The sequence below is a fragment of the Agrobacterium sp. 5Ca39 genome (assembly GCF_055382365.1).
Genome location: NZ_AP026436.1, coordinates 1,563,123 through 1,578,463 on the forward strand (window position 1 = coordinate 1,563,123; position 15,341 = coordinate 1,578,463).

General features: G+C 58.7%; 17 protein-coding genes. 5 read left to right on the forward strand and 12 right to left on the reverse strand.

What is annotated here, in order from left to right; translation table 11 throughout:
* Positions 1–177 precede the first annotated feature (177 nt).
* Positions 178–492 carry a DUF1883 domain-containing protein gene (locus ACZ47E_RS07855; protein WP_004442557.1) on the forward strand — a complete coding sequence of 105 codons (315 nt, stop codon included), beginning with the start codon at positions 178–180 and terminating at the stop codon, positions 490–492.
* Positions 493–574: 82 nt separating this feature from the next.
* On the opposite strand, the gene ACZ47E_RS07860 is transcribed toward ACZ47E_RS07855, so the two are convergent.
* Entirely contained in the window at positions 575–1,891 is a 1,317-nt protein-coding gene (locus tag ACZ47E_RS07860) for a replication-associated recombination protein A (protein WP_035211375.1), read from the reverse strand.
* Positions 1,888–3,294, reverse strand: a complete 1,407-nt coding sequence (locus ACZ47E_RS07865; protein ID WP_278066852.1) for a DegQ family serine endoprotease — start codon at positions 3,292–3,294, stop codon at positions 1,888–1,890. The genes ACZ47E_RS07860 and ACZ47E_RS07865 overlap by 4 nt, the downstream gene beginning before the upstream one ends.
* Before the next feature lie 169 nt (positions 3,295–3,463).
* On the opposite strand from ACZ47E_RS07865, the gene ACZ47E_RS07870 reads away from it, so the two are divergent.
* Complete coding sequence (locus ACZ47E_RS07870; protein WP_278066853.1) at positions 3,464–3,814, forward strand: lysozyme inhibitor LprI family protein; 351 nt, start codon at positions 3,464–3,466, stop codon at positions 3,812–3,814.
* A 5-nt stretch (positions 3,815–3,819) separates the two neighbouring features.
* On the opposite strand, the gene ACZ47E_RS07875 is transcribed toward ACZ47E_RS07870, so the two are convergent.
* Both ACZ47E_RS07875 and ilvD read right to left on the reverse strand, forming a co-directional pair.
* A complete protein-coding gene (locus ACZ47E_RS07875; protein ID WP_278067467.1) occupies positions 3,820–4,821 on the reverse strand; it encodes a serine hydrolase domain-containing protein in 1,002 nt (333 codons plus the stop codon).
* Positions 4,822–5,272: 451 nt separating this feature from the next.
* Positions 5,273–7,108, reverse strand: a complete 1,836-nt coding sequence (gene ilvD / locus ACZ47E_RS07880; protein ID WP_004442566.1) for a dihydroxy-acid dehydratase — start codon at positions 7,106–7,108, stop codon at positions 5,273–5,275.
* A 312-nt stretch (positions 7,109–7,420) separates the two neighbouring features.
* Between ilvD and msrP the strand changes: the two genes are divergently transcribed.
* The 3 genes from msrP to ACZ47E_RS07895 are packed head-to-tail and all read left to right on the forward strand — an operon-like array spanning position 7,421 to position 9,347.
* Complete coding sequence (gene msrP, locus ACZ47E_RS07885; RefSeq protein WP_278066854.1) at positions 7,421–8,362, forward strand: protein-methionine-sulfoxide reductase catalytic subunit MsrP; 942 nt, start codon at positions 7,421–7,423, stop codon at positions 8,360–8,362.
* Positions 8,363–8,364: 2 nt separating this feature from the next.
* The gene (gene msrQ, locus ACZ47E_RS07890) at positions 8,365–9,030 is read left to right on the forward strand and encodes a protein-methionine-sulfoxide reductase heme-binding subunit MsrQ (RefSeq protein WP_278066855.1); all 666 of its coding nucleotides are present in this window, start codon (positions 8,365–8,367) and stop codon (positions 9,028–9,030) included.
* Positions 9,027–9,347, forward strand: coding sequence for a hypothetical protein (locus tag ACZ47E_RS07895; protein ID WP_004442573.1), 321 nt, complete (start codon positions 9,027–9,029; stop codon positions 9,345–9,347). The genes msrQ and ACZ47E_RS07895 overlap by 4 nt, the downstream gene beginning before the upstream one ends.
* A gap of 82 nt (positions 9,348–9,429) precedes the next feature.
* Here the strand turns inward: ACZ47E_RS07895 and rplQ are convergent, their stop codons facing one another.
* The 8 genes from rplQ to rpmD form a co-directional block, all read right to left on the reverse strand.
* A complete protein-coding gene (rplQ, locus tag ACZ47E_RS07900; protein ID WP_003521014.1) occupies positions 9,430–9,855 on the reverse strand; it encodes a 50S ribosomal protein L17 in 426 nt (141 codons plus the stop codon).
* 118 nt (positions 9,856–9,973) lie between these two features.
* The gene (locus tag ACZ47E_RS07905; RefSeq protein ID WP_003495228.1) at positions 9,974–10,984 is read right to left on the reverse strand and encodes a DNA-directed RNA polymerase subunit alpha; all 1,011 of its coding nucleotides are present in this window, start codon (positions 10,982–10,984) and stop codon (positions 9,974–9,976) included.
* Between the two features lie 195 nt (positions 10,985–11,179).
* Entirely contained in the window at positions 11,180–11,569 is a 390-nt protein-coding gene (gene rpsK / locus ACZ47E_RS07910; RefSeq protein ID WP_003495225.1) for a 30S ribosomal protein S11, read from the reverse strand.
* Positions 11,570–11,707: 138 nt separating this feature from the next.
* Positions 11,708–12,076, reverse strand: a complete 369-nt coding sequence (rpsM, locus tag ACZ47E_RS07915; protein ID WP_022556532.1) for a 30S ribosomal protein S13 — start codon at positions 12,074–12,076, stop codon at positions 11,708–11,710.
* A gap of 299 nt (positions 12,077–12,375) precedes the next feature.
* Complete coding sequence (locus ACZ47E_RS07920) at positions 12,376–12,966, reverse strand: adenylate kinase (protein WP_464016835.1); 591 nt, start codon at positions 12,964–12,966, stop codon at positions 12,376–12,378.
* Positions 12,963–14,303: a preprotein translocase subunit SecY gene (gene secY, locus ACZ47E_RS07925; RefSeq protein ID WP_004442582.1), complete on the reverse strand. Its 1,341-nt coding sequence runs from the start codon at positions 14,301–14,303 to the stop codon at positions 12,963–12,965. The genes ACZ47E_RS07920 and secY overlap by 4 nt, the downstream gene beginning before the upstream one ends.
* Before the next feature lie 328 nt (positions 14,304–14,631).
* Positions 14,632–15,111 (reverse strand): 50S ribosomal protein L15, encoded by a 480-nt coding sequence (rplO, locus tag ACZ47E_RS07930; RefSeq protein WP_003521009.1) that lies wholly within the window; start codon positions 15,109–15,111, stop codon positions 14,632–14,634.
* Positions 15,112–15,127: 16 nt separating this feature from the next.
* The gene (gene rpmD / locus ACZ47E_RS07935; RefSeq protein WP_003495212.1) at positions 15,128–15,334 is read right to left on the reverse strand and encodes a 50S ribosomal protein L30; all 207 of its coding nucleotides are present in this window, start codon (positions 15,332–15,334) and stop codon (positions 15,128–15,130) included.
* Positions 15,335–15,341: the final 7 nt, after the last annotated feature.

Here is a 15,341-nt window from a genome sequence, read left to right on the forward strand (position 1 = left end):
CCATTATACGTTGGTATTATCTTCACGGGCGTCGAACACGGCCTGAAATACTCACCATCGCCATTGGCCGCCGGCGGGACAGCCAGTAATTCGATGAAAACCGCTCGAATTTAAAGGCAGCGTTAACCCTGCCTCCCTATCCTCTTTTGCCACAATACCGGTACTTGGAGGCGCGCGATGGCACGGCCGAATTTCCGCTACACGCATTATGACCTGAAGGAATTGCGGGCGGGCACGATCATTGAAGTATCTCTCTCGGCCATCAACAATGTCCGGTTGATGACGGGCGCGAATTTCCAGCGCTTCACCGAATTGCTCGATTTCAAATATCTTGGCGGCGTCGCGAAAAAGTCGCCAATCCGGATCGCCATCCCCGAAACGATGCACTGGCATCTGGTGATCGATGCCGACGGGCATAACGGCCTGGCGGAATCATCGGTCAAGATGCTGCCGGCGCAGCCGCAGGCCGCGCCTCAGCGCAAGGCATCCTGACTTATTTTAAAAAAAACAATGCGATAGCACAGTTTCGCGACTCTTTTTGGCAAGCGCCTGAATCATTGTGTGAAGATGAGGGCTAACGCGATTCCCGCTCGCGACGCAGTTTCGCCCACCAGTCGAGACGTTTGCGGATTTCGCGTTCGAAACCTCTGTCCGGTGGATCGTAAAAGGTGGTCCGCCCCATTTTTTCCGGGAAGTAATCCTGACCCGAAAAAGCGTCCGGCTCGTCATGATCGTAACGGTAGCCGTCACCATATCCCTCGCCCTTCATCAGCTTGGTCGGTGCATTCAGGATGTGTTTGGGCGGAACAAGCGAGCCATTTTCCTTCGCGGCGCGCATTGCAGCCTTGAAGGCCGTGTAGACGGCATTCGATTTCGGAGCGGTGGCGAGGTAGACGCAGGCCTGCGCCAGCGCAAGTTCACCCTCCGGTGAACCAAGATAATCATAGGCATCCTTGGCAGCATTGCAGACGGCGAGCGCCTGCGGATCTGCAAGGCCGATATCTTCCACCGCCATGCGCACCAGCCGCCGGCCGATATAGAGCGGATCCTCGCCGGCATCGAACATGCGGGCGAGATAATAAAGTGCGGCATCCGGGTCCGATCCACGCACCGACTTATGCAGCGCGGAAATGAGATTGTAGTGGCCGTCCTGGCTCTTGTCGTAGACGGGCGCACGGCGTTGCACGATGCGCGTGAGCCCTTCCGTGTCGAAGGTTTCATCTTTCCGCGCCGCGCGCCAGACTTCTTCGGCAAGCGTCAACACCGCGCGACCGTCGCCATCGGCCATGCGGATCAGGCTTGCGCGTGCATCCTCCGTCAGTGGCAGGGGCTTCTGCTCCGCCTCCTCCGCGCGCTTCAGAAGCTCGCTGAGACTGTCCTCGTCATGCGACCGAAATGTCAGGACACGGGCCCGCGACAACAGAGCGGCATTCAGTTCGAACGAGGGATTCTCGGTGGTCGCACCCACCAAAATAATGGTGCCGTCCTCCATGACAGGCAGAAAACTGTCCTGTTGCGCACGGTTGAAACGGTGAATTTCGTCGACGAAAAGCAGGGTCTGGCGACCGTTCATGCGCCTTGCACGTGCCGCTTCGAAAACCTTCTTGAGATCGGCGACGCCGGAAAAGATCGCTGATATCTGTTCGAAAGCCAGCCCCGCCTCGCCGGAAAGCAGGCGGGCGACCGTCGTCTTGCCAGTGCCGGGCGGCCCCCAGAAGATCATCGACCCCAGCGAGCCGCTATCGATCATGCGGCGCAGAACGCCCTCCTCGCCCGTCAGATGCGGCTGACCGCTTACTTCCGCCAGCGTCTTCGGGCGCAGGCGATCGGCGAGAGGCCGCCGGTTGGCGACCTCCACCGGCACTTGCGGGGCGAAGAGATCGTCACTCATCGGAGGAACTGCCGGATACGCTGCCCGTCACGCAGGATTTCCACCCGCCAGAAACCAGGATTGTCATCCAGCGCCTTTTCGACAGCGGCCGTGGAGCCGATATCTGCGCCGTTCAATGAAAGGATCACATCTTTCGGCAGAAAACCGACACGATAAGCCGGCGAGCCACGCTTTACATCGGTGATGACGACACCCGTGACCTGCGAGGGCATGCGCAATTCGTCAGCAAGCTTCGGCGAAAGATTGGCGACGGTCGCGCCGGCGAACGGATTGCGGCCTTCGATCAGCCGTTCGTCGCGGGGAGCGGTCTCGGGCGCAATATCAAGTGCAATCGTCAGCTTCTTTTCCTTGGCCTTGTCCATGACGGTCAGTTCAGCAGATTTGCCTATGCCGGCCGTGGTCAGGCGGTAACCGAGCGCATCGGGATGCTCGACCTCCAATCCGTTGACCGCAGTCACCACCTGGCCCGGCTCTATGCCGGCCTTTTCCGCGGGGCTGCCTTTGACAACGCTGACGACCAGCGCTCCCCGGGCGCGATGCAGGCCAAGCGCCTCCGCGACATCCGAAGTGACGGGATCGAAGGTCGCGCCAATGTAGGGCCGCTGGAAGTTCGCATCGCCCCGTTCAGCAGCAGCCACAAAAACCCGGACCAGATTGGCCGGAATAGCGAAACCGATGCCGTTCGAGCCGCCGCCCTTGGAGAAGATGGCAGTGTTGATGCCGATCAGCTCGCCAGCCATATTCATCAGCGCGCCGCCGGAGTTGCCCGGGTTGATGGAGGCGTCGGTCTGGATGAAGAAGCCGAAATCGCCCTGCGTCACCTGGTTGCGGGCAAGGCCCGAGACGATGCCGCTCGTCACCGTCTGACCGACGCCGAAGGGGTTACCGATCGCCAGCACCAGATCGCCGACTTCGATCTTGTCCGAATTGCCGAGCGGCAGCACCGGGAACTGCTCCTTGGCATCGATCTGCAGCACGGCAAGATCCACCCGGTCATCTTTCATGAGAACCTTGGAGGAAAATTCGCGCCCATCCGCAAGCGCCACCTTGATGTCGTCAGCACCGTCAATGACATGATTGTTGGTCACCACGAGACCGCCGGCTGTGACGATGACGCCTGAACCGAGCGACGACTGCTTTTCCGTGCGGTTCGGCATTTGCTGCCCGAAAAACTGTTCGAAGAAAGGATCACCGGCGAAGGGCGACAACCGCCGCTGCACGATGCGTTCGGCATAGACATTCACCACCGCGCCGGCGGTGCGCTTGACCAGCGGCGCGAAGGAAAGCTGCATTTCCGTGTGGCTGGACGGCACGGTCCTGTTGTCCTGCGCCCGGGCACCCGCTGGCAGGAGAATGAGCGCGGCGAGAAAGCCGGTGGACAGATACTTCAACACGCTTCGCATGTGATTCCTCATCGTCATCAGTATGATGGAGTTATAACGTCAAAGCCTGTAAAGCAAAGAGCGGCAAGATGATGACCGTGGGTTTCAGGCACGGCGGCTTCCGCTGATGGAACCAGCAAAGGCGTATTTTGGTTTCATCCGCACCAGCAGTCCTCAACAGAGACAAGCCATGCATTTGAAAAAGCCCCTCCTCGCCTGCGGCATCCTTTTTGCTTCCTCGCTCCTCTCAACGGCCGGTGCTGCAAGTTTCGACTGCACGAAATCCGATCTCGCAGCGGATGAAAAGGCCATCTGCGACAACCGCGCCCTGAACGATCAGGACGTGAAGATGGCCACCACCTTCGATATCCTAACCCAGCTGATGGCCATGGGCGCCCGCGACACGTTGCGCGACGAGCAGAGCCAGTGGCTGAAGAAGCGCCAGGAATGTGCAGCCGACGTTGCCTGCCTTGCCGGCGCCTATGAGGAGCGCATGAAACGTCTCGGCGAGGCGTTTCAGAGCATCAACCGGCCGCTCTGACCCGATCACACCGCGCGGAGGACGTTCTCCATGAGGCCATGCAGCTGGTCGCGATAACCGGTTCGGGCCGATGGCGCGTCTTCACGGGAGGTCATCACGACGGACAGTCGTTTTGCCGGCGCGATGTACAGCATCTGCCCGCCATAACCCCAGGCATAATAGACCGTCTCGCTCGCCATCTCCCTGATGAACCAGCAATAACCGTAACCGTCGCCGTTGAAGACCGAATTGGTGCGCTGTCGCCATGATTGCTCGATCCAGTCCTGCGAAATTAACCGCTCACCACCGGGTGTCACGCCGCCTCTGCGGTAAAGCTCGCCGAAGGCCAGCAGCGACCGCGCGGTCATCGCCATCTGGTTGCCGCCGAGATAGATGCCCTGCGGATCGCGCTCCCAGCCGCCGATGGAAAACCCTTCCAGGGGCCGAAACCAGTCTCGGGCAAGAGAAAGCGTCGAACGGCCGGATGCCTTCGTCAATATCGCCGACAGCAGATGTGTCGACGCCGTGGAATAAAGCATGCCGCCACCCGGCTCTCCGGCGAAACCCGACCCCAAGGCCATCCGCACCCAGTTGCGGCTGGCGACCCAACGGCCGTAATTCGGCCCGGACATGCGCTCCAGACCGGATTGCATTGACAGGAGGTTACCGACGGTGATCCGCTCCAGCCGGGGATCGGGGTTTTGCGGAAATTCACCGCGCAGAATGGTCGCGATCGGCTGGTCCGCACCTTGGAGAATCTTGCGATCAATCGCCATGCCGACCAACGCGGAGATGATTGATTTTGAGGCCGATTTGATATTGGTGGAGCCGTTCAAACCGGCACCATGATAGGCGCGGCTAGCGATCTCCTCGCCATCGATGCTGACAATGACGGTCTTGAGGCTGGACAGTGCATCCGCCTCCCGCAGCAACGGATCGAAACGGACGTTGTTCCCGGCGCTCTGGGCACGGGCAAGTGAGGCGAAGGGTAGCGATGCCATGAGGGCGAGTGCGGTTCGTCTTTTCATGGTGATGAAGTTAGGCATCGCTGCTTTCTGGAAAAGGGTCGCTGGACGAACATCACTCCAATGTGACTGCCACGCCAGAAACAATCTGCAGTCAGCTCCACATTTACGATGGAAAAACAAAACGTTGAAGGGATACCAGGAATCATCCCGCGAAGTAATTGAATCTGTTTGTGAGCCGAATTCACTCCAAATTCAGACAGCAAAAAGCCGCTCAGAGAGCGGCTCAATTTAAATGGAGGTGGAGAGCTTTCTCCTCCGCCCTGCCGGACTTGATCCGGCATCAGGCACGGCGCGTCTGCGCCGTAAGAAGAGTCTCTTGCGATCAAGGACTTGATCGCGCTGGACCCCGGATCGGTTCCGGGGTGACGAAGCGTGCTTGTATTGCTCTTCGAGCACTCCGGGAAGAAAGCGACGCATCAGGCGTAACCTTCCAACCCACTCTGCGATAGGATTACTCCGGCAATATCCGCACAGCACCCTTGTCTGCGCTCGACGCAAAGGCCGCATAGGCCTTCAGCGCCGTCGTGACATTGCGCTTGCGCGGTGCTTCCGGCTTCCAGCCTTTCTCTTCCTGCTCGGCCCGGCGCGAGGCCAGTTCCGCGTCGGGAACCTTCAGGTTGATCGTGCGGTTCGGAATGTCGATCTCGATCAGGTCACCCTGACGCACGAGGCCGATGGCGCCGCCCTGTGCCGCTTCCGGCGAGGCGTGGCCGATGGAAAGGCCTGACGTGCCACCAGAGAAGCGACCGTCGGTGATCAGCGCGCAGGCTTTGCCGAGGCCCTTGGATTTCAGGTAGCTGGTCGGATAGAGCATTTCCTGCATGCCCGGGCCGCCCTTAGGACCTTCATAACGGATGACGACGACGTCGCCCGCCTTGACCTCGTTGCCGAGAATGCCCTTAACCGCCGCGTCCTGGCTTTCGTAAACGACCGCCGGGCCGTTGAATTTCAGAATGGACTCATCAACACCTGCCGTCTTCACGATACAGCCGTCGAGCGCGATGTTGCCGTAAAGCACGGCAAGACCACCATCCTTGGAGAATGGTTTCTCGACCGAGCGAATGACGCCATTGTCGCTGTCGGTATCCAGATCGTCCCAGCGCGAGGACTGGCTGAAGGCAACCTGCGTCGGCACGCCGCCGGGGGCCGCCTTGAAGAATTCACGCACCGTCTCGCTGTTGGTGCGGGTGATGTCCCAACGGTCGATGGCGTCACCCAGCGTCGCTTCATGCACCGTATAGGTATCGCGGTTGATCAGACCGCCGCGCTCCAACTCGCCAAGAATGCGCATGATGCCACCCGCGCGGTGAACGTCTTCCATGTGAACGTCCTGCTTGGCGGGCGCGACTTTCGAAAGGCACGGAACCTTGCGGGAAAGACGGTCGATGTCTTCCATGGTGAAATCCACCCCGCCCTCGTGCGCGGCAGCCAGAATATGCAGCACCGTATTGGTGGAGCCGCCCATGGCGATATCCAGCGACATGGCGTTTTCAAACGCCGCCTTGTTGGCGATGGTCCGCGGCAGAACGGTTTCGTCTTCCTGCTCGTAATAACGGCGGGCCAGATCGACGATCAGATGACCGGCCTCGACGAAAAGTCGCTTGCGATCCGAATGGGTGGCAAGCGTCGAGCCGTTACCGGGCAGAGACAGGCCCAGCGCCTCGGTCAGACAGTTCATTGAATTGGCGGTGAACATGCCGGAACAGGAACCGCAGGTCGGGCAGGCCGATCGCTCGATAACCTTGACGTCCTCGTCAGAAATCTTGTCATCGGCGGCAGCCACCATGGCGTCGACCAGATCGAGCGCGACGGTTTTGCCATGCAGGACAACCTTGCCCGCTTCCATCGGACCACCGGACACGAAGACGGCGGGGATGTTGAGGCGCATGGCAGCATTCAACATGCCGGGGGTGATCTTGTCGCAGTTGGAAATGCATACCATGGCATCGGCGCAATGGGCATTGACCATGTATTCGACCGAGTCAGCGATGATCTCGCGCGAGGGCAGCGAATAAAGCATGCCGTCATGGCCCATGGCGATGCCGTCATCGACCGCGATGGTGTTGAACTCCTTGGCAACACCGCCGGCCGCTTCAATCTCGCGGGCCACGAGCTGACCGAGATCCTTGAGGTGGACGTGGCCGGGCACGAACTGCGTGAAGGAATTGACGACAGCGATGATCGGCTTGCCGAAATCGCTATCCTTCATGCCGGTGGCGCGCCAAAGGCCGCGCGCGCCCGCCATGTTGCGGCCGTGGGTTGTCGTTCTTGAGCGATAGGCTGGCATGGTGTTTTCCTCAATCTCGGGGCGAAGCGCGCCTGCCCGCAACGCGGTGGAAGCTGCCTCTGCCCTATTTTGCGGTGTTTCTAACGCAAACCGCAAGCGCTGTCACTGTCACCTTAGGGCAAAACAGTACGGTTCGGTACGGTACGCCTTTCCCTTAACGCGGGCGAGCGGACGACGGCCTATCACAAATGCGCGATTTCCGTCTGCCCGGCGCTGTTTTTCCGCAGCAGACTGAAACATATCTGTGCAGCGGCCGTATTGGCTATCATAATCGATTTATCGCCGATGCACCCGGCTTTTGTGGAGGTTCCAATGCCCGCCTATCGTCCGCCCCATATTTCGGCAAGCGAAATCACGCCGAAAAACATCTACCTTTCCAGACGCCGCTTCCTCGGCACAGCGGCGGGCCTTGCGGCAATAGGGCTTGCGGGCCGTGAGGCGGTTGCTGCTCCGCTCGCGGCGAAACCCGGCGCTTACAAGCTGGATGAAAAACTCACGCCGCTTGATGCCGTCACCAGCTACAACAACTTCTACGAGTTCGGCGTCGGCAAATCCGACCCCAAGGAAAATTCCGGCAAGTTCAAACCCACACCCTGGACCGTGAAAGTGGATGGCCTCGTTTCCAAGCCACAGGAATTCGGCATCGAAGAGCTGATGAAATATCAGCTTGAGGAACGCACCTACCGCATGCGCTGCGTCGAAGGCTGGTCGATGGTCATTCCATGGATCGGCTTCCCACTTGCAAGCCTGCTCGACAAGGTCGAACCGCTGGGCAGCGCGAAATATGTTTCCTTCGAGACCGTGGTGCGGCCAGAGGAAATGCCCGGACAGAGCGGCCTGTTCCAGCCCCTGTCATGGCCCTATGTCGAAGGTTTGCGCCTCGATGAAGCCCGCCATCCCCTGACCATCCTTGCCGTCGGCCTTTATGGCGAGACGTTGCCGAACCAGAACGGCGCACCGATCCGGCTTGTCGTGCCGTGGAAGTACGGCTTCAAGGGCATCAAATCCATCGTCCGCATTTCGCTTGTCGAGAAACAGCCGGAAACGACCTGGAAAAATTCCAACGCCCGCGAATACGGCTTCTATTCCAACGTCAATCCACATGTGGACCATCCCCGCTGGAGCCAGGCGACGGAGCAGCGCATCGGCGAAGGCGGCTTCTTTGGCACCCAGAACCGCCCTACCCTGATGTTCAATGGCTACGATGAAGTAGCGAGCCTCTACGCCGGCATGGACCTGAAGGCGAATTATTGACCATGGCTTTCGCCTTCACCTTACCCTCTCTGCCGAAGCGTTACCAACCGGCGGCCATCTGGTCGCTGTATGTCATCGGCCTTGCTCCCGGCGTCTGGTATTTCCACCTCGCCGCAACCGGAGGCCTCGGCTTCAACCCGGTCAAAGATTTCGAACACCTCCTTGGCATCTGGGCGCTTCGCTTCCTCTGTCTAGGCCTGCTGGTGACGCCGCTACGCGATCTCTTCAACATCAACCTCATCGCCTATCGTCGGGCGCTGGGCCTGATTGCCTTTTATTACGTATTGGCGCACTTTACCGTCTATCTGGTGCTGGACCGTGGCCTCGTCTTCAGTTCCATTGCCGGTGATATCCTGAAACGGCCCTATATCATGTTCGGCATGGCGGGGCTCGTCATGCTCCTGCCCCTGGCGCTCACTTCCAACCGCTGGTCGATCCGCAAACTCGGCAGCCGCTGGAACACGCTGCATAAACTCGTCTATCTCGTCCTCATCGTCGGCGTCCTGCATTTCGTGCTGGCGCGAAAATCGATCACGCTGGAGCCGGTGTTTTATATCAGCATGATGGTGGTATTGCTCGGCTATCGGCTGGTGCGGCCGACGATCATGGCGCGGAAGCGGGGAAGACGCGCCGTTGGCAATGCACAGCAACGCCCGTCAAAAACATGAAACCGACGGACCAAAACCCGAAAACCTCGCAACGCCCTAAAATTGCCGGCTCCAGTCAAGCGGCTGTTTCAGAGATTTTCAGCATCATGGCAATGGGGATGGCTCTCGCCCCCACTGATATTGCCCGGACGATGAACAGCGGTCATCGGAACGCACTATCAAAGCTTCTCGAACACATTGAGAATGGCGAGATCAATGAAGAAGACCTGCAAAAGCTTTGGCTGGCCCATCATGCTTCGGACCGTGTCGCCCTGATGGCGCCACTTGCCGATCTTATTCGTCAAATCAGCCAATATTCGCCCGATCGCCAGCCTTAAACACAGAAAACAACGCAAACAAAAAAGCCGGGCGATCTCTCGCCCGGCATTTTAACTCATGACACCCGAAAGGCATCAAACCTTATGCAGCTTCGGCAGCAGCAGCTTCAGCGGCAACGCGAGCCTTGTCGGCTGCGCCCTTGGCGTCAACGTCGCGCTCGACGAATTCGATGACGGCGAGAGCGGCATTGTCGCCCTGGCGGAAGCCGGCCTTCATGATACGCAGGTAGCCGCCGTTACGGTTTGCGTAACGTGCTGCGATCGCGTCGAACAGCTTGCGAACAGCGTCCTGATCCTTGATCTGCGAAATCGCCTGACGACGAGCGTGCAGGTCGCCGCGCTTGCCGAGAGTGACGAGCTTCTCAACGATCGGGCGAATTTCCTTCGCCTTCGGAAGCGTGGTGACGATCTGCTCATGGGTGATGAGCGAAGCAGCCATGTTGGCAAACATTGCCTTGCGGTGGCTGGCGGTTCTATTGAGCTTGCGGCCTGAATTACCGTGGCGCATTGCTATTCTCCTTCTACGCAGGTTCCTTCTTTAAGGCCTGCCGTTTCCTGGCACATGCAGGTGACTTACCTGCTGTTTGACGGGGAAAGGCAGTCTTTGAGGTCTGCCTTCTTGTTTGTTAGTACTGGTCTTCGTAACGCTTTGCGAGATCTTCGATGTTCTCAGGCGGCCATGCCGGCACTTCCATGCCGAGGTGCAGACCCATGGAAGCGAGAACTTCCTTGATTTCGTTCAGCGACTTGCGACCAAAGTTCGGCGTGCGGAGCATTTCGGCTTCGGTCTTCTGGATCAGGTCGCCGATGTAAACGATGTTGTCGTTCTTCAGGCAGTTTGCCGAACGAACCGACAGCTCGAGCTCGTCGACCTTCTTGAGAAGCGCCGGGTTGAACGCGAGTTCCGTAACCGATTCTTCTTCTGCTTCCTTCTGCGGCTCGTCGAAATTGACGAAGACGCCCAGCTGGTCCTGAAGAATGCGAGCGGCGAAGGCAACGGCGTCTTCGCCGGAAACCGAACCGTTGGTCTCGATCGTCATGATCAGCTTGTCATAGTCGAGAACCTGGCCTTCACGGGTGTTTTCAACCTTGTAGGACACTTTCTTGACCGGAGAATAGAGGCTGTCCACCGGAATGAGGCCAATCGGGGCATCTTCCGCGCGGTTGCGCTCAGCCGGTACGTAACCCTTGCCGTTGTTGACGGTGAATTCCATGCGGATTTCAGCGCCATCGTCGAGCGTGCAGATCACGTGGTCGGGGTTCAGGATCTCGATGTCACCAACCGTCTGGATGTCACCAGCGGTTACGGCACCCGGGCCCTGCTTGCGCACGACCATGCGCTTGGAATCGTCGCCATCCATCTTGATGGCGATTTCCTTGATGTTGAGCACGATATCCGTCACATCTTCCCGGACGCCGGGGATGGAGGAGAATTCGTGCAGGACACCGTCGATCTGCACGGCCGTAACAGCGGCGCCGCGCAGAGAAGACAACAGAACGCGACGCAGCGCGTTGCCGAGGGTAAGACCGAAACCACGCTCCAGCGGCTCGGCAACGAGCGTTGCCTTGGTGCGGCTGGACGAGGTGAACTCGACCTTGTTCGGCTTGATAAGTTCCTGCCAGTTCTTCTGAATCATCTTTAAACCTTCCGTTCGCCGCCACCATCCAATCGTGACGGACCGAGCATGAAAACACCGAGAGGAACCAAATTCAGCGGTTCATCGGTGGGTTCTTGAGCGCAAGTCCGCCGATCGAAATCGACGCGCACACGCCAGATACACGAAAATTCCGCCAGACCTGAGGTAAGGCGGAATTTCCGAACCACGGTCGCGTCAGACGCGGCGCTTCTTGCGCGGACGGCAACCGTTGTGCGGGATCGGCGTCACGTCGCGAATGGAAGTGATCATGAAACCGGCAGCCTGCAGGGCGCGAAGTGCCGATTCACGGCCGGAACCCGGACCGCAAACTTCAACTTCAAGCGACTTCATGCCGTGTTCCTGAGCCTTCTTCGCGCAATCTTCAGCAGCGATCTGGGCAGCAAACGGGGTCGACTTACGCGAACCCTTGAAGCCCTTGGCACCAGCGGACGACCAGGCAATAGCATTGCCCTGCGCGTCGGTGATGGTGATCATCGTGTTGTTGAAGGTCGAATTGACGTGCGCGACGCCAGACGTGATATTTTTGCGTTCGCGACGACGGACGCGTGCGGCTTCCTTGGCCATTTTATACCTTTCATTGATCTCTTCACCGCCGTAACACCAGCGGCTACACCGGCAATCAGCCCGTAACCGAGCTTTTCGCCAAACTCAGAAAGGCTGGCGCGGACTGCACCAGCCTCCCCTTTCCGGAGAACCGGAAAATTACTTCTTCTTACCAGCGATAGCCTTCGCCGGACCCTTGCGGGTGCGGGCGTTAGTGTGCGTGCGCTGACCGCGGACCGGAAGGCCACGACGGTGACGCAGGCCGCGGTAGCAACCGAGGTCCATCAGACGCTTGATGTTCATCGACGTTTCGCGACGCAGGTCGCCTTCGACCTGGTAGTCGCGGTCGATGGCTTCGCGGATCTGAAGAACTTCAGCATCCGTCAGCTGATGAACGCGCTTGTCAGCCGGAAGACCGACCTTGCCCATGATTTCCTGCGCGAATTTCGGACCAATCCCGTGAATGTAGGTCAGCGCAATAACAACGCGCTTCGCAGTCGGGATGTTGACGCCAGCGATACGTGCCACGTCTTTTCTCCTTGGTTCCAGTTGCCATCCGGCAAGTGGTGATTCCATTCGAGCGGCCGACAAGACCGCCAGTTCAAATTGATGTCCGTGACAAGTCAAAACGACCGAACCCGGATCTCCCTTCCCTAAGGGAAATCCGCGCCAGTCGCTTGGGATGTCGCGAGTTGGCGCGGTGTTTAACGGAATCAGCGCAAAAAAGCAACCGGCTCCGCCAAGATTCTTTTGCGATCCAAGGGATCAGCCGCCTTTCGAAAAGGAAGATGGGCAAGAACGCAGTCCTCGCCCATTCATTCCTTCGATCAGGCAGAGGCTTTGTCGAGAACGCGCTCGATGGCCTCGGTGACGGCATCGACATCTGCCATGCCATCCAGCGTCACCAGTTCGCCCTGTTCGCTGTAATAAGCGGACAGCGGCGCAGTCTTTTCGCGATATTCCGTCAGGCGCTTGCGGAAAGCTTCCGGATTATCGTCAGAGCGAACAGTACCGCCAGCGGCAATGGTTTCAGCCACGCGATTTTCGATTCGGCGAATCAAAGCCTCTTCGTCCACCTTGAGTTCGATGACGGCGTCGAGCACCAGGTTCTTCTTGCGCATGTTGTCGGCAAGCGCCTTCGCCTGCGGAACGGTGCGCGGATAACCGTCGAGAATGAAGCCCTTGGCACAGTCAGGAGCTTCGATACGTTCGGAAACGATCTGATTGACGATATCGTCGGATACCAGCCCGCCGGCGTCCATGACGGCCTTGGCGCGCTTGCCGATTTCGGTGCCCGCGCTGACCGCAGCGCGCAGCATGTCACCGGTTGAAAGCTGGGGGATCCCGTACTTGTCAGTAAGCCGCTTGGCCTGGGTTCCCTTGCCCGCACCCGGCGGACCCAAAAATATCAGTCTCATCGTCCCCTCTTTCCTCCACGCAACTTCGACTTCTTGATCAGACCTTCATACTGCTGGGCGATCAGGTGACCCTGAATCTGCGCAACCGTATCCAGAGTTACACTGACAACGATCAAAAGCGAAGTACCACCAAGGGCTAATGGAATGCCCGTACGTGCGATAAGTGTCTCAGGAAGGATACAGACGAAGACCAGATAAATCGCGCCGACCACAGTGATGCGGGTCAGAACGTAATCGATGTACTCCGCGGTGCGCTCGCCCGGACGGATGCCCGGAATGAAGCCGCCATGCTTCTTGAGATTGTCAGCCGTATCCTTCGGATTGAACACGATCGCCGTGTAGAAGAAGGCGAAGAAAGCAATCAGCAGGCCATAAAGCGCCATAAACAGCGGCTGGCCGTGTTGCAGCGAGGCGATGATAGAGGTCGCCCAGGTTGGCAGGTTAGTGTTACCCGCAAAGCCTGCAGCCGTTGCCGGCAGAAGCAGCAGCGACGATGCGAAGATCGCAGGAATGACGCCGGCCGTGTTAAGCTTCAGCGGCAGGTGCGAGGTATCGCCCTGGAACATGCGGTTCCCGACCTGTCGCTTCGGATATTGGATCAACAGACGGCGCTGCGCACGCTCCACGAAGACGATGAGGGCAATGACGCCGATTGCAACGACGACGACCGTCAGGATGAGCGGGGTCGAAAGCGCACCGGTGCGGCCGAGTTCCAGCGTGCCGGCCAGGGCCTTGGGCAGACCGGCGGCAATGCCCGCGAAGATGATCAGCGAAATACCGTTGCCGATACCGCGCGAGGTGATCTGTTCGCCGAGCCACATCAGGAACATCGTGCCGCCGAGCAGCGTGATGACGGTGGAAATGCGGAAGAACCAGCCCGGATCAACGACAAGGCCGTTACCGCTTTCGAGGCCGACCGCAATGCCATAGGCCTGCAGCGTGCCGAGCAGCACCGTGCCGTAACGGGTGTACTGGTTGATGATCTTGCGGCCGGCTTCGCCTTCCTTCTTCAACGCTTCGAGCGAAGGCACGACCGAGGTCATGAGCTGCACGATGATCGAAGCGGAGATGTAAGGCATGATGCCGAGGGCGAAAATCGCCATGCGCTCGACAGCGCCACCCGCAAACATGTTGAAAAGACCGAGAATACCGTTGGCCTGCCCACGGAAGGCCTGCGCATAGGCTTCAGGGTTCAGGCCCGGAAGCGGAATATGGGTGCCGAGACGGTAGACGAGAAGTGCGGCAAGAGTAAACCAGAGACGCTTTTTCAGATCCTCCGCCTTAGCGAAGGTCGAAAAATTCAGGTTCGAAGCCAGTTGTTCCGCTGCTGAAGCCATAAATTTCTCCGAATGACCCTTGCCAGCCAGCGCAACCGGCCGATGCGGAAAGGTCTAAAAGATACTGGTCAAAACCGGGCTTCGGACAAACGCGGCTCTGCGCCGCCATCATGCCTCACCCTGTTTTTTATGTCCTATCCCCTCCCCTATGGAAGTTCAAGAACTGTGAGGCTCTCCCTGCAGCACTTTCTGCCGCAAGCGGGGCCAAGGAAGCACACCGCGAAGAGATTTCCCTGATGCTCTATAAATCGATTTAGATCGAAAGCAACAGTGGCCAGGGAGCGCAAACGCCCGGAGCGACAAGCCCCGGGCGCCTGAAGTCTATATATTACTCGGCGGCTTCTGCTGCAACTGCGAGAAGCTTGATCGAGCCGCCAGCCTTTTCGATCTTTTCGATTGCGGGCTTGGAAGCACCGGCCACTTCGAAAGCGACCTTAGCCTTCAGCTCGCCGTCGGCGAGAATACGAACGCCGTCCTTGGCGCGGCGAATAACGCCGGCAGCCTTGAGAGCAGCAGCATCGATCGTTGCGGAAGCGTCAAGCTTCTTGGCGTCGATGGCGGTCTGAATGCGGCCGAGCGATACGACGACATATTCGGAAGCGAAGATGTTGTTGAAACCGCGCTTCGGCAGACGACGGTAGATGGGCATCTGACCGCCTTCGAAGCCGTTGATGGCGACGCCCGAACGAGCCTTCTGACCCTTCACACCGCGACCACCGGTCTTGCCCTTGCCGGAACCGATACCGCGACCTACGCGGATACGATCCTTGGAGGCGCCTTCGTTGTCTCTGATTTCATTGAGTTTCATGATAGGTTACTCCGTCTCACTTCTCGTCAACGACGCGAACGAGATGCTGGACCGCACGGATCATGCCGCGAACCGCCGGAGTGTCTTCCAGGGTGCGCTGACGATGCATCTTGTTGAGACCCAGACCCACCAGCGTCTGACGCTGGATTGCCGGGCGGCGAATAGGGCTGCCGATCTGTTCGACCGTAACAGTCTTCTTGGCTTCAGTAGTTTTCTTGGCCATGATCCAG